At 66.5% G+C, this 13202-nt stretch carries 11 protein-coding genes; 3 read left to right on the forward strand and 8 right to left on the reverse strand.

Going from position 1 to position 13202, the window contains the following annotated elements; genetic code table 11:
* Positions 1-138: 138 nt before the first annotated feature.
* Both P8H27_RS07585 and P8H27_RS07590 read right to left on the reverse strand, forming a co-directional pair.
* Positions 139-1515, reverse strand: a complete 1377-nt coding sequence (locus tag P8H27_RS07585) for a GTPase/DUF3482 domain-containing protein (RefSeq protein WP_289636473.1) — start codon at positions 1513-1515, stop codon at positions 139-141.
* 96 nt (positions 1516-1611) lie between these two features.
* Positions 1612-3000 (reverse strand): DUF2868 domain-containing protein, encoded by a 1389-nt coding sequence (locus P8H27_RS07590; RefSeq protein WP_289636475.1) that lies wholly within the window; start codon positions 2998-3000, stop codon positions 1612-1614.
* A gap of 105 nt (positions 3001-3105) precedes the next feature.
* Between P8H27_RS07590 and P8H27_RS07595 the strand changes: the two genes are divergently transcribed.
* Entirely contained in the window at positions 3106-3630 is a 525-nt protein-coding gene (locus P8H27_RS07595) for a dihydrofolate reductase (RefSeq protein WP_289636477.1), read from the forward strand.
* A gap of 128 nt (positions 3631-3758) precedes the next feature.
* Positions 3759-4406 carry a YitT family protein gene (locus tag P8H27_RS07600; RefSeq protein WP_289636479.1) on the forward strand — a complete coding sequence of 216 codons (648 nt, stop codon included), beginning with the start codon at positions 3759-3761 and terminating at the stop codon, positions 4404-4406.
* A gap of 89 nt (positions 4407-4495) precedes the next feature.
* Here the strand turns inward: P8H27_RS07600 and ilvD are convergent, their stop codons facing one another.
* The 6 genes from ilvD to P8H27_RS07630 form a co-directional block, all read right to left on the reverse strand.
* The gene (ilvD, locus tag P8H27_RS07605; protein WP_289636481.1) at positions 4496-6343 is read right to left on the reverse strand and encodes a dihydroxy-acid dehydratase; all 1848 of its coding nucleotides are present in this window, start codon (positions 6341-6343) and stop codon (positions 4496-4498) included.
* A gap of 284 nt (positions 6344-6627) precedes the next feature.
* Positions 6628-7482: an ABC transporter permease gene (locus tag P8H27_RS07610; RefSeq protein ID WP_289636482.1), complete on the reverse strand. Its 855-nt coding sequence runs from the start codon at positions 7480-7482 to the stop codon at positions 6628-6630.
* A 7-nt stretch (positions 7483-7489) separates the two neighbouring features.
* Positions 7490-8722, reverse strand: coding sequence for an ABC transporter permease (locus tag P8H27_RS07615; RefSeq protein ID WP_289636483.1), 1233 nt, complete (start codon positions 8720-8722; stop codon positions 7490-7492).
* Between the two features lie 64 nt (positions 8723-8786).
* Positions 8787-9860, reverse strand: coding sequence for an ABC transporter substrate-binding protein (locus P8H27_RS07620; protein ID WP_289636484.1), 1074 nt, complete (start codon positions 9858-9860; stop codon positions 8787-8789).
* Between the two features lie 30 nt (positions 9861-9890).
* Entirely contained in the window at positions 9891-11009 is a 1119-nt protein-coding gene (locus P8H27_RS07625; protein WP_289636486.1) for an ABC transporter ATP-binding protein, read from the reverse strand.
* A gap of 142 nt (positions 11010-11151) precedes the next feature.
* A complete protein-coding gene (locus tag P8H27_RS07630) occupies positions 11152-12180 on the reverse strand; it encodes an Ldh family oxidoreductase (RefSeq protein ID WP_289636487.1) in 1029 nt (342 codons plus the stop codon).
* Between the two features lie 119 nt (positions 12181-12299).
* Between P8H27_RS07630 and P8H27_RS07635 the strand changes: the two genes are divergently transcribed.
* Positions 12300-13190 (forward strand): MurR/RpiR family transcriptional regulator, encoded by an 891-nt coding sequence (locus P8H27_RS07635; protein ID WP_289636488.1) that lies wholly within the window; start codon positions 12300-12302, stop codon positions 13188-13190.
* Positions 13191-13202 lie beyond the last annotated feature (12 nt).

Raw genomic sequence — 13202 nt, forward strand, 5'->3', positions numbered from 1 at the left:
GCACGCGATTGGCGAAAAGATCATGGCCTACGCCCAGGGGCAGCTGCTACCGGCGTCGTGCCTGCAATAACAGTCCATATACGGATGCCATCCGGGGCGGAATATAGGGTTTATAGGACTCCCTTGGATGCTATCCCACTAGGATGCGGCAGCCAGCGTCGCGCTCAGCGCGGCGAGCTGCTCCTGGCGTTCGCTCTGTTGCAGGCGCGCGCCGGGGTTGAGCGACGACCATTCGGGGTGGGCGCGGGCCTTGTGCAGGGCGGCGGGCAGTTTGCCCTCGCGCCATAGCGCCTCCTGCGGTGCGGCCAGGGCGATGGCCTGCACCGCCGCATGGCCGCGGGCTTCCAGGGTTTGCAGCAATAATTGTTGGCGCAGGGCGAGCAGGCGCAGCACGGCGTCGTCCACCGTCAGTTCGCGCTGGCCCTTGAGCTTGCCTTTCAGGCGCGCGCCGTAGCCGCGCAGGGTCTGCGCGCCGCCGCCGATCAGGGCGCCGAGGGCGGCAGCGGCGCCGAGGGTGACGCCGCCCACCAGCAGGTCGATGCCGACTCCGGTGGCGGCGCCGGCGGCCATCCCGCCGCCGACCTTGACCCCAAGTTGCTTGAGGGTTTCCGGGTTGAACAGGTCATTACCCCAGCGGCCGTCGAGCAACGGCAGCTCTGCCGCTTTGGCGTCGTCCTGGCGGAAGGCGTACAGCCGTAGCAGTGCCTCGACGCAGCGCTGTTCGCGCTGGCGGATGGCTTCGCGCAATGCGCGGATCGCGCCTTGTTCCGGCAGCGCTTGCGCGGCCACGCTGCGCCGGCAGGCGGCGCAGTCGAGCAGCAGCTCGGCGATCAGCCGGATTCCGCTGTGGCGGCGGGCCTGGCGCTGCGTCTGGTGGTCGTCGATCAGCCGTTGCAGCGCTGGCCGGGCCTTTTCCAGCAGCAGGGCGAGGCTCTCGTACAGCCGCCGTTCGCCGTCCAGTGGCGGCGCCACGCTGTCGAAGGCGACCCGCGCATGCAGGCCCAGGCGGGCCAGGGCTTGGCCCCAGTCGTCTTCGCGGTGCTGGTGGCCGGCGACGAAATTCAGCACCGGCAGCAAGGGCCGGCCGCACATGGTGAGGATCGCCAATTCGTCGCGGTACTTGGCCAGCACCGGCTCGCGGGCGTCGATCACATACAGGCCGGCATCCGAGGCGAGCAACTGGCGCAGCACCTTGGCCTCCTGCTCGAAACGCTGGCGCGCCTCGCTGCCGTCGAGAAAGCGCGCCAGCCGGGCCGGGCCATCCAGGCGCTCGCCGGGACGCTCGAGACGTTCCAGGTAGTCGAGCAGGGCGATGGCGTCTTCCAGGCCGGGGGTGTCGTACAGCTCCAACAGGGGCTGGCCGTCCACCGACAGGCGTACGCCCTCGACATGGCGGGTGGTGCTGGGGCGATGGGAAACCTCGCCGAAGTCGACATCGCGGGTCAGGGTGCGCAGCAGCGAGGTCTTGCCGACGTTGGTGTGGCCGACCACGGCCAGCTTGAGAGGGTGGTTCATGGCGTGGCCCCGGTAGCCCGGATAAGCCTTGGCGCAATCCGGGGCAGTGGCTTCCCGGATTGCGCTGCGCTTATCCGGGCTACGTAAGCAATGGGTTCAGTCATGGCCGCTCTCCAGCCAGCGCAGCGGGGCGCCGTCACTGTGCGCCAATTGCAGCTGATCCAGGGCGGCGTGCCAGTCGCCGAGACGTTCGCTGTCCAGGGCTTCGCCGGGCTGGGCCGGCAGCAGCCAGACGCGCGTGGCGGCGGCCGTGCGCGCCAGTTCGCCGAGCAGCGCCAGGCTGCCGCGATCCGGCGAGCGGCGCGGGTCGCAGGCTATCGCCAGGCGCGCCGGGGGGAAGCGGCTGAGTTGTTCGAGCAGGCGCTGGCGCTGTTCGCGGCTGTCGATCACCCCGGCATCGCCGACCCCCCTGGGCAAGGCCGGCGGCCAGGGGCGTCGCTCGTCCAGTTCGATGGCGACCAGCAACGCACCCTGGTTGCCTTGCGCGTTGCTGCCGGCGGTTGGCGGTGGCAACGGTGCGGGCGCCGTATCGCACACGCCCAGGCGTTCGCTGCTCGGTTGCAGGCGCTCGCGCAGCAGGCTGTAGCCGGGCAGGCCAATATCCAGCTGCAAGGCGGCGCAACCCCGGCGCCAGCGCCACAGGCAGAACAACCCGAGCAGCAGGCGCGGCAGCAGGCCGTAGACCAGCAACACGCCGACCAGCCAGCCGGCCCAGCTCAGGCGCGCGGCTTCGCTGGCCAGGGCGCTGTCGCCGCTGGCGCGGATCAGCTCGGCGTCCGGCAGGCTGAAGCCGAGCAGTGCCGGCAGCGCACCCAGGGCCTGGGTCAGGGCGATAAAGGTTTCGCCGCCGAGAATGGTGCTTTCCCAGACGAAGCCATAGCGGCGGGTGGCGAGCAGCGTCAGCAGGCTCAGCAGTGCCGCCAGTAGGGCCAGCAGCCACAGGCCGTGGATCAGCATGCCCAAGCCCCAGCGGCTCAGGCGCTGGCGTTGCAGCAGCACCAGCAAGGCCGGCGCCAGTTGCGCGGCCTGGGCGTCGCGGGCGAGTTTTTCGCTGAGCCACCACCACAGCCGGCCGAGGGCGCCAGTGCTGTCGCGCGCCAGCAGCAGACCCAGAACCCAGCCGAGCAAGAGCAGCAGGTTGAGGCCGAGCAGGCTGCCCAGGGCCCAGAACACGTTGACCGGGCGTTGGCCGTCGCCGAGAGCGGCGACAGCCAGGCCGATGCCGCTGAGCAGGGCCAGCAGCAGCAGCGCCGCCAGGGCCAGGCGCGCGCCCTGCAGCCAGTGGCGCAAGGCCTGGGTCTGGCCGTCACGCTCGGCCAGCAGCAGGGCGCGGGCCTGGATGCGTGCGGCCAGAGTGCCGCCGCCGGCCTGGGCGCGGCGGTTGGCTTCACGGTCTTCCAGCGGGCCGGCGTGCTCTTCGCGCAGGCGAATCGCTTCGCTCAGCCAGAGGCACTGGAGTTTGTGCGGGACAGGGTTTGCGCTCACGCGGTGTCTCGTCGTTCGGCTCAGGGGCTGAGCATAACCCGTGCCGCCGCGTTGGGTTAAGCCTTGTCCGCCTGGGCCGGCTGCACGGGCGGCGGTGGCTCTGCTATGCTCGCCGCCATGAAAAACTCCCTGCCCCTCTGCCTGATCGCCGCCCTCGCGCAGAACCGCGTGATCGGCCGCGACAACCAACTGCCTTGGCATCTGCCGGCCGACCTCAAGCACTTCAAGGCGCTGACCCTGGGCAAGCCGATCATCATGGGGCGCAAGACCTGGGACTCGCTCGGCCGGCCCTTGCCCGGCCGGCTCAATCTGGTGGTCAGCCGCCAGCCCGGCTTGCGCCTCGAAGGCGCCGAAGTCTTCGCCTCGCTGGAGGCGGCCATCGCCCGCGCCGAGCAGTGGGCGCGCGAGCAGGGGGTCGACGAACTGATGCTGATCGGCGGCGCGCAGCTGTATGCCCAAGGCCTGGCGCAGGCCGAGCGGCTGTACCTAACCCGGGTCGAACTGAGCCCGGAGGGCGATGCCTGGTTCCCCGAGATCGCCGCTGGCGCCTGGCAGCGCACGGCCTGCGAGGCCTTTGCCGCCCAGGAACAAGCGCCGGCCTACGCCTTCGAGACCTGGACGCGGCGCTGAGGGTGGCGAGCCGCTGCCCCTGAGCCGCGCTGCGACATTCTGCCGCTTTCTTGACCCCAGCCAATTCGAGCCGGGCCCGATAGGGCTATGCTTCGCCCTTCTGCAATCGCCATCACAGGTTGTACAGCATGCGTGGAGCCGACTCCGACAGCCACCAGGCGGATGCCATTGCCGCGCTTTTCATGCGCCATCCCTTGTGGGAGGACGCCTTGGCGTTGCTGCTCGGCACGGCCATGGTCGCCTTGGGTATCGCCTTCTACGCCCAGGCCGGGTTGTTGACCGGCGGCACCGTGGGCCTGGCGTTTCTCTTGAAATACCTGTTCGGCTGGCAGTTCGGCCTGGCGTTTTTCCTGATCAATCTGCCGTTTTATGCCCTGGCCATCTGGCGGATGGGCTGGCGGTTTACCCTGCGTACCTTCTGCGCGGTCGGCCTGGTTTCGCTGTTGGCCGAACTGACTCCGCAGTGGGTCGGTTTCGCCCAGCTGAATGTGGTCTATGCGGCCTTGTTCGGCGGTTTCGCCATGGGCCTGGGGCTGCTGATGCTGTTCCGCCATCGCGCCAGCCTGGGGGGGGTGAACATCCTCGCGCTGTATCTGCAGGAGCGCTTCGGCCTGCGTGCCGGCAAGGTGCAGATGGGCATCGATGTGCTGATCGTGTTGGCGGCGGTGCTGGTCGTGCCGCTGGACAAGGTGGCGCTGTCGATCCTCGGCGCTGTCGCGCTGAATATGGTGCTGGCGATCAACCATCGGGCCGGGCGTTATATGGGCGTCAGCTGACCGGGCCGCGCTCGGTGCGCGCGGCGCAGAGCCGGTAAAACGCAGAAGCCCGGCACAAGGCCGGGCTTCTGTTGTTGCGGGGACGCTGCTTAGGACACCAGTTTGTCCAGCAGCGCCTTGTCGCGTACCGCGCCCTTGTCGGCGCTGGTGGCGAGCAGGGCGTAGGCCTTGAGCGCGGTGGTGACCTTGCGTGGGCGTTGCTCCGCCGGCTTCCAGCCTTGCTTGTCTTGTTCCACGCGGCGTGCGGCCAGTTCTTCGTCGCCGATCAACAGGTTGATCGAGCGTTCATGGATGTTGATCAGGATCTTGTCGCCTTCGCGCACCAGGCCGATGGCGCCGCCCGCGGCGGCTTCCGGCGAGGCGTGGCCGATCGACAGGCCCGAGGTGCCGCCGGAGAAGCGCCCGTCGGTGAGCAGGGCGCAGTCCTTGCCCAGGCCCTTGGACTTCAGGTAGCTGGTCGGATAGAGCATTTCCTGCATGCCCGGGCCGCCTTTCGGCCCTTCGTAGCGGATGATGACGATGTCGCCGGCCTTGACTTCGTCATTGAGGATGCCGCGTACCGCGCTGTCCTGGCTCTCGAAGATCTTGGCGCTGCCTTCGAACACCAGAATCGACTCGTCCACCCCGGCGGTCTTCACCACGCAGCCGTCGACGGCGATATTGCCGTAGAGCACGGCGAGGCCGCCTTCTTGCGAGTAGGCATGCTCCACCGAGCGGATGCAGCCGTGTTCGCGGTCGTCGTCGACCGTGTCCCAGCGGGTGCTCTGGCTGAACGCGGTCTGGGTCGGAATGCCGGCGGGCCCGGCCTTGAAGAAGGTGTGTACGGCTTCATCGTCGGTTTGGGTGATGTCCCACTGGGCGATGGCCTCGGCCATGCTCTTGCTGTGCACGGTCGGCAGGTCGGTGTGCAGCAGGCCGCCGCGGGCCAGGGAGCCGAGGATGCTGAAGATGCCGCCGGCGCGGTGCACGTCTTCCATGTGGTACTTCTGGATATTCGGCGCCACCTTGCACAGCTGCGGCACCTTGCGCGACAGGCGGTCGATGTCGCGCAGGTCGAAGTCGATTTCCGCCTCCTGGGCGGCGGCCAGCAGGTGCAGGATGGTGTTGGTCGAGCCGCCCATGGCGATGTCCAGGCTCATGGCGTTCTCGAACGCCTTGAAGTTGGCCACGTTGCGCGGCAGCACCGAGGCATCGTTGTCCTGGTAATAGCGTTTGCACAGTTCGACCACGGTGCGCCCGGCCTGCAGGAACAGCTGTTCGCGGTCGCTGTGGGTGGCCAGGGTCGAACCGTTGCCCGGCAGGGCCAGGCCTAAGGCTTCCATCAGGCAGTTCATCGAGTTGGCGGTGAACATGCCGGAGCAGCTGCCGCAGGTCGGGCAAGCGCTGCGCTCGTATTCGGCGACCTTCTCGTCGGAGGCCGAGTCGTCGGCGGCGATTACCATGGCGTCGACCAGATCCAGGCCGTGGCTGGCCAGCTTGGTCTTGCCGGCTTCCATCGGCCCGCCGGAGACGAACACCACCGGGATGTTCAGGCGCAGCGCGGCCATCAGCATGCCGGGGGTGATCTTGTCGCAGTTGCTGATGCAGACGATGGCGTCGGCGCAGTGGGCGTTGACCATGTACTCGACCGAGTCGGCGATGATCTCGCGGCTCGGCAGCGAATAGAGCATGCCGTCGTGGCCCATGGCGATGCCGTCGTCGACGGCGATGGTGTTGAACTCCTTGGCCACGCCGCCGGCGCGTTCGATCTCGCGGGCGACCAACTGGCCCATGTCCTTGAGGTGCACGTGGCCGGGGACGAACTGGGTGAAGGAGTTGGCGATGGCGATGATCGGCTTCTTGAAGTCCTCGTCCTTCATCCCGGTGGCGCGCCAGAGGGCGCGGGCGCCGGCCATGTTGCGACCGTGGGTGGAAGTTTTCGAGCGGTAATCGGGCATGGCGATAAGTCCTGCAAAGGCTAATCAGGTCGCGGATTCAACGGCGCTCGCCTGGGCGAGCGCACTGTGCTGGCAACGGGCTGTTGGTGCGTATGTTGAGCCGGGTTCAGGCCCAAGGCAAACGGAAGTGACCATTTGCAGGGCTGGGGCGGAGGCTGGCGCGGGGTCTGCGTCGGCTCGGCCGGGTTCAAAAATCCGCCTGGGATGGGGCCGGAGATGGATGATTCTAAGCCCAGGTGGCGTGGCGGCGAAAGCGCGGAGCACTTAGTTAAAGCGCAAGCCGCTTATTCGATCAACTCGACGCCGCGCAGGCGCTCGGCGCGGCGGCGCAGCAGTTCGATGGTCACCAGCAGGGCGATGGAGACCAGGATCAGCAGGGTGGCGATGGCCAGGATGCTCGGGTTGATCTGCTCGCGCAGGCCGGAGAACATCTGCCGGGGAATGGTGCGTTGCTGCGGGCCGGCCATGAACAGGATGACCACCACTTCATCGAACGAGGTGATGAAGGCGAACAGTGCGCCGCTGATCACCCCGGGGCGGATCAGCGGCATGATGATGTCGAAAAACACCCGCAACGGCCTGGCGCCGAGGTTGACTGCGGCGCGTGCCAGGGAATAGTCGAAACCGGTCAGGGTCGCGGTCACGGTGATGATCACGAAGGGCGTGCCCAGGGCCGCGTGGGCCAGGATCACCCCCAGGTAGCTGCCGGCCAGACCCAGGTTGGAATAGAAGAAGAACATCCCGGCAGCGGTGATGATCAGCGGCACTATCATCGGCGACAGCAGCAGGGCGGTGATGAAGCGCCGGTAGGGCATGTCGTCACGGGCCAGGCCGACGGCGGCGCAGGTGCCCAGGACGGTGGCGAGGATGGTGGCGAAGATGCCGATCAGGAAGCTGTTCTGAATCGCCAGGATCCATTTCGGGTCATTGAGGATTTCCCGGTACCAACGTAGCGAATAGGCTTCCGGCTGCAGGCGCAGCATGCCTTCGGTAAAGCTGAAGAACGGCTCGACGTTGAATGACAGCGGAATGATCACCAGGATCGGCATGATCAAAAAAAACAGCACCAGCCAGGAGCTGGTTTTCAACAGCCAGGCGCCGAGGTGGTGCCAGAAGCCAAAGTAGCTGGGGATTCTCATGTAGGCGCTATCCCAGTTTGATATTGCTGGCGCCGACGAAACGGTCGTACAGCCAGTACAGCAGCAGGATCAGGCCAAGCAGCAGGGAACCCAGCGCGGCGGCCAGCTCCCAGTTGTTCGAGCGCTGCATATGAAAGGCGATGATGTTGCTGATCATCTGTCCATCGGTGCCGCCGACCAGCGCCGGGGTGATGTAGTAGCCCACGGAAATGATGAACACCAGCAGCGCGCCGGCACTCAGGCCCGGCAGGGTCATCGGGAAGTAGACCCGGGCGAAGGCCGGAATCGGCTTGGCGCCGAGTGACATGGCCGCACGCAGGTAGCTGGGGTCGATGCCGCGCATCACGCTGTACAGCGGCAGGATCATGAACGGCAGGAGAATATGGGTCATGGCGATGATGGTGGCGAACGAGGTGTAGAGCATCTCGAGCGGCTCGCCGATCAGGCCGCTGCCGAGCAGGAATGAATTGATCACGCCGTTGGTCTGCAGCAGCGCGATCCAGGCCGTGGTGCGCACCAGCAGCGAGGTCCAGAACGGCAGCAGCACCAATACCAGCAGCAGATTGGCGCGGTTTTCCGGCAGGCCGGCCAGGTAGTAGGCCAGCGGGTAGCCGAGCAGGGCGCAGAACAGGGTAATGACCAGGGCCATGTTCAGGGTCTTGCCGTACAGCTGCAGGTAGATCTGCGTGTCTTCGCGTACCTGGATGCCCTGCTCCGGGTGCAGCTCCAGATCGAGGGCGGTCAGGTAATAGTCGTAGGTGTAGGTCTGGCCGGCGCGTTTGATCGCGTACCAGACCTCGGTTTTGCTCCAGTTGCGATGTGCCTGCAGCAGGGTCTTGGCGCCCTGGCTCTCAAGCTGTTCGGGCTTGAGCCGGGCGACGCGTCGGGCGCTGGATTTGACCACGCTGGACATGCCGGTATAGGCACGGTTGAACTCCTCGGACAGTTTGCCGGACAGGCGCACTTTGGCCAGGCCATGCAGTTCGCGGGCGAATACGTTGAGGGTCGTTTCGTCGGGGACTGCCTGGCCGTCCCAGCGTTGCAGCTCCACCAGGGTCAGCGGGATCAGCTCGGCCACGGCCGGGTGATGCACGCTGCGCCAGAGCATGCTGCCGATGGGGGCCACGAAGGTCAGCAGGATAAAGGCCAGCAACGGCACCACGAACAGAAAGGCGCTCAGGCGCTTCTTGCTGCGGGCGCTGGCGGCTTGGCCGGCTTCGGTGGTGGTAAGGGATGGCAAGCAGCAACTCCTCGACGGCGCGATGGCAGCGCCCCTCTCTGCGGGAGAGGGGCGCCCGCAGGTGTTACTTCAACAGCCACTCGTTGAACTTCTCGCCGAGCGACTCGCCGTAATCCGCCCAGAATTCCGAACTGGCCTGGATGCCTTTATCCAGGTGTGCGGTCGGCAGGTGCGGGGCGGCGGTCGGATCCATCATCGGCGTGGAGGATTTGCGGGTCGGGCCGTAGGCCACGTCCGGCATGCCGGCCAGCGGCTTGGAGCCGGTGGCGTAGGCGACGAACTTGAGGGCCAGATCCTTCTTCGGCGAGCCCTTGACGATGGCCCAGGCGTCGAGGTCGTAGACGTGGCCGCCCCAGACGATGACGAAGGGCTTGTTCTCCTGGCGGATGGCGTCATAGAAACGGCCGTTGGCCGATTGCACCAGCACCGCGCCGCCGTCATTGAGCAGTTGCGGCGCCTGCGACCAGGAGTCGAACCAGACGATGTCGTTCTTGATCGTGGCCAGTTTGTCGAAGGCGCGCTGCTGGCCCTCCGCGGTGGCCAGTACTTCGTAGACCTCGGCTGGAGCTACCCCGTCGGCCAGCAGCGCCCACTCCATGTTGACCTGCGGGCGCTTGCGCATGGCGCGCTTGCCGGGGATCTTCGCGGTGTCGAAGAAGTCGGCGATACCCGTCGCCTTGGTGCCGCCGATAGTCTTCTCGTTGTAGGCGAACACCACCGACCAGACGATGTTGCCGACCGCGCATTCGCTGGCCAGGGCTTCGGGGATGAAGTCTTGGGCGGCGGGGGTGCCGTCGGCGCCGGGCGGCAGGATGTCATGATCGATGACCTCGAGCAGGCCTTCGGAGCAGGCACGCTCGAGATCGATCACCTCGAAGTCGACCACGTCCCACTGGATATTGCCGGACTCGACCTGGGCCTTGATCTCGGCCACGCCGCCGGAGTAGTCCTCGAACAGCACCTTGACCCCGGTGTCTTTCTGGTAGGGGTCGATGACGTGTTTCTGTTGCGCCGCGCCATAGGCGCCGCCCCAGGAGACCACGGTCAGGCTGTCTGCGGCGCTGGCGGCGAAGCTGGCCGTACCTAACGCCGCAGCCAAAGCGAATGTGGAAAAGCGGGTGGTCAGTGATCTAGCCATTGCTGTGCTCCATTGCTTTTGGTTGTGGGGTTATAGCGTCGTCGGGATTGCTGGGCGATCCAGCGCCTGACTGTCCTGGGGCAGCCAGGCCAGGGCGGCCTCGTCACTGCTGCTGAACTGCGGGGCCGAGCTGTCGTTCAGGTTCTTCACCACCAGTTCGGTACCGTCGGCGGTCTCGAAGTGGTAACGGATGTATTCGCCGACATAGTGGCGGGTCACGAAGCGCGCCTTGACCTGATTGCCGGCATTGCCGAGGCGGTCGGTGAAGGTGAGTTTCTCCGGGCGGATCGAGACGGTGGTCGGCAGGCCGACTTCGCAACAGTTGGCCTTCAGGCTGCTGACCAGGCCGCCGTCTTCCAGGCGCACCTCGACAGTGTCGTCGCCGACCGACTCGATGGTGCCCTTGAGCTTGTTGCTCTCGCCGATGAAGTCGGCGACGAACAGGTTGGCCGGGCGCTCGTAGAGCACATGGGGTGCGGCGCATTGCTGGACGATGCCGTTCTCGAACACGGCGATGCGGTCGCTCATGGTCAGGGCTTCGGTCTGGTCGTGGGTGACGTAGATCACCGTGAAACCGAGCTGCTCGTGCAGGCGCTTGATCTCGAACTGCATCTGCTCGCGCAGCTTCTTGTCGAGGGCACCGAGCGGCTCGTCCATCAACACGATGTCCGGGGCGAAGATCAGCGCGCGGGCCAGGGCCACGCGTTGGCGCTGGCCTCCGGACAGTTGTCCGGGAAAACGGTTGCCGAACTCCAGCAGCTCGACCAGGGACAGGTACTCGTCGACCTTGGCGTTGATTTCGGCTTTGGGCAGTTTGCGGATTTTCAGCGGGTAGGCGAGGTTTTCGCGCAGGGTCATGTGCGGGAACAGGGCGTACTGCTGGAACACCATGCCGATGTTGCGCGCGTAGGGCGCGATGCTGGTGACCGAGCGGCCGTTGATCAGGATTTCGCCGCTGGTCACGTCCTCGAAGCCGGCGAGCATCATCAGGCAAGTGGTCTTGCCCGAGCCGGAGGGGCCGAGCAGGGTGATGAATTCGCCCCTGGCTACCTCCAGGTTGAAATCCTTGACCACCAGGGTCTTGTGGTCGTAGGTCTTCTTGACGTTGGTGAATTGCAGAAACGCCGAGTCACTAGCTTGCGCAGCCATAAGCCTCCTCACCTGCCCGTGAGCCGGATCGGCGGGCGCGGCGGGGTATGCCCCGGCGCCGGCGCGATCCCTGTCAGTGCGTGCTTTTAAGCCTAGTTCAGGTTGGCATTTGCGCGAGCTCTGGTGATGGCCAGTGGCTCCGTCAGGCGGGCCCGGCGGCCAGTCGGCGCAGTTTGTCCAGCTCTGCGGCCGGCAGGCGGATGCCCTGGCGCAGCGATTCTGCGCGCTGGCGGTAGCGGCGGTCGCCCGGCTGGCGCGTTTGTCCGGCGTCGTGCATGCGCCCGATCAGCTGTTCGCAGCGCTCGGCGAAGTTGCGCCCGGCGCCCAGGCTGGGGTCGATGACGATCAGCAGCTGGCCGGTCCAGGGCGTCTGGGCGCCGGGATGGCCCGACCAGTCGAACTCGAAGGAGAAGTTGCCGCCGGTCAGGGCTGCCGCCAGCAGTTCGACCATCATCGACAGCGCCGAACCCTTGTAGCCGCCGAACGGCAGCAGCGCGCCGCCATCGAGGATTGCCTTGGGCTCGCGGGTCGGCTGGCCCTGGCGGTCGACGCCATAGCCCTCGGGCAACTGCCGGCCTTCGCGGGCGGCGATCTGCACGTCGCCGTTGGCGATGGCGCTGGTGGCCAGGTCGAACACCAGCGGCTGGCCGTTCGCGCGCGGGGCGGCGAAGGCGATCGGGTTGGTGCCGAACAGCGCGCTGTGGCCGCCGTGGGGCACCACGCAGGCGAAGCTGTTGACGAACGACAGGGCGACCAGGCCCTGCTCGGCGAAGGGTTCCACATCCGGCCAGAGGGCGGCGAAGTGGTGCGAGTTGCGGATCGCCAGCAGGGCGATGCCGGCGCTACGGGCCTTGGCTTCGAGCAGCGGACGGGCGGCGGCCAGGGCCGGCTGGGCGAAGCCGCCGCGGGCATCGACGGCGACGAAGGCCGGCGCCAGGTCCTCGACCCGGGGTTCGGCCTGGCCGTCTACCCAGCCGCTGGCCAGGCTCGACAGGTAGCCGGGGATACGGAATATGCCGTGGCTGTCGGCGCCGTCGCGCTGGGCGCTGGCACAGTTGTGCGCCAGGCAGCGGGCGACCTCGGCGGAGGTGCCGTGGCCCTGGAAAATGGCGGCGAGCAGGTCGCTCAGCTCGGCAAAGCCGATGGTTTCCTGCGGAGGGGCGGCGGTCATGCGGATTTCTCCTGCGGTTGTCTTAGGGGTTGCTCACTATCTGATCAATGCCAGTTATCTGTCAAATGTTGACGTCATGACAGAAAACATTCATTTTAATCGTGAACGGGGAGTCACAGATGAATCAATCGATCAAACAACGTCTCGAGAATAGCCTGGAACACTCGGCGGCCTCCGGCCGGGCGCTGGCCCATTACATGCTGGCCAACCTGCACGAGTTGCCGTTCCAGACCTCGGCCGCCATCGCCGACAAGCTCGGCGTCAGCGAGTCCACGGTCGGGCGTTTCTGCCGCTCGCTGGGCTATCCCCATTTCAAGGCGCTGAAGAACGATCTCAAGGACGACCTGGGCGACAGCCCCTGGCTGATCGGCGATCGGCTCAAGGAGTTCCAGCGCCAGGGCGGCGAGGAGGGCCAGGGCCGTTCGCACAGCCTGGAGTTGGAGATCGCCGGCCTGGTGCAGGTCTACGAGCACAGCCGCAGCCCGCAGTGGCAGGCGGTGGCCAAGCGCCTGGCGACTGCCCCGCGGGTGTTCGTCGCCGGTTTCCAGACCGAACGCGGTATCGCCGTGTCGGCGGTGCACCTGCTGCAGTACCTGCGCGACGGCGTGCAACTGGTCGACGGCGCCTCGGGCCACTTCGGCGAGGTGCTGCTCTGTCCGCCGCAGCAGGCCTGCCTGCTGGTGTTCGAGGCGCGCCGCTATTCGCGTCACGCCCAGCTGCTGTGCCGCAAGGCGCGCGAGGCCGGGATCAAGGTGACCCTGGTCACCGACCCCTATTGCGACTGGGCCGACAGCCATGCCGACGAGGTGCTGCGGGTGCCCACCGATATCAAGCTGTTCTGGGAGTCGACGGCGGCGATGCTGTCGCTGGTTCATCTGTTGATCAACGAGGTGTTCCGCCACCTGGGACCCGAAGTCGAGGCGCGCTTGGAAGCCACGGCCGCGCTGCATAACGAGTTTGTCGGCTACACCACGTCGCCGGGATTCAGCAAAAACCATCAAAAACCATAACAACAAGTAGAG

The organism is Pseudomonas sp. sp1636 (assembly GCF_030376615.1).
Lineage (GTDB): Bacteria > Pseudomonadota > Gammaproteobacteria > Pseudomonadales > Pseudomonadaceae > Aquipseudomonas.

Excerpts from the sequence above, each read along its gene's own strand:
- P8H27_RS07610 (WP_289636482.1), bottom strand. The coding sequence starts at position 7,482 with ATGAGAATCCCCAGCTACTTTGGCTTCTGGCACCACCTCGGCGCCTGG.
- P8H27_RS07620 (WP_289636484.1), bottom strand. The coding sequence starts at position 9,860 with ATGGCTAGATCACTGACCACCCGCTTTTCCACATTCGCTTTGGCTGCG.
- P8H27_RS07585 (WP_289636473.1), bottom strand. The coding sequence starts at position 1,515 with ATGAACCACCCTCTCAAGCTGGCCGTGGTCGGCCACACCAACGTCGGC.
- P8H27_RS07625 (WP_289636486.1), bottom strand. The coding sequence starts at position 11,009 with ATGGCTGCGCAAGCTAGTGACTCGGCGTTTCTGCAATTCACCAACGTC.
- P8H27_RS07600 (WP_289636479.1), top strand. The coding sequence starts at position 3,759 with ATGCGTGGAGCCGACTCCGACAGCCACCAGGCGGATGCCATTGCCGCG.
- ilvD (WP_289636481.1), bottom strand. The coding sequence starts at position 6,343 with ATGCCCGATTACCGCTCGAAAACTTCCACCCACGGTCGCAACATGGCC.
- P8H27_RS07635 (WP_289636488.1), top strand. The coding sequence starts at position 12,300 with ATGAATCAATCGATCAAACAACGTCTCGAGAATAGCCTGGAACACTCG.
- P8H27_RS07630 (WP_289636487.1), bottom strand. The coding sequence starts at position 12,180 with ATGACCGCCGCCCCTCCGCAGGAAACCATCGGCTTTGCCGAGCTGAGC.
- P8H27_RS07595 (WP_289636477.1), top strand. The coding sequence starts at position 3,106 with ATGCTCGCCGCCATGAAAAACTCCCTGCCCCTCTGCCTGATCGCCGCC.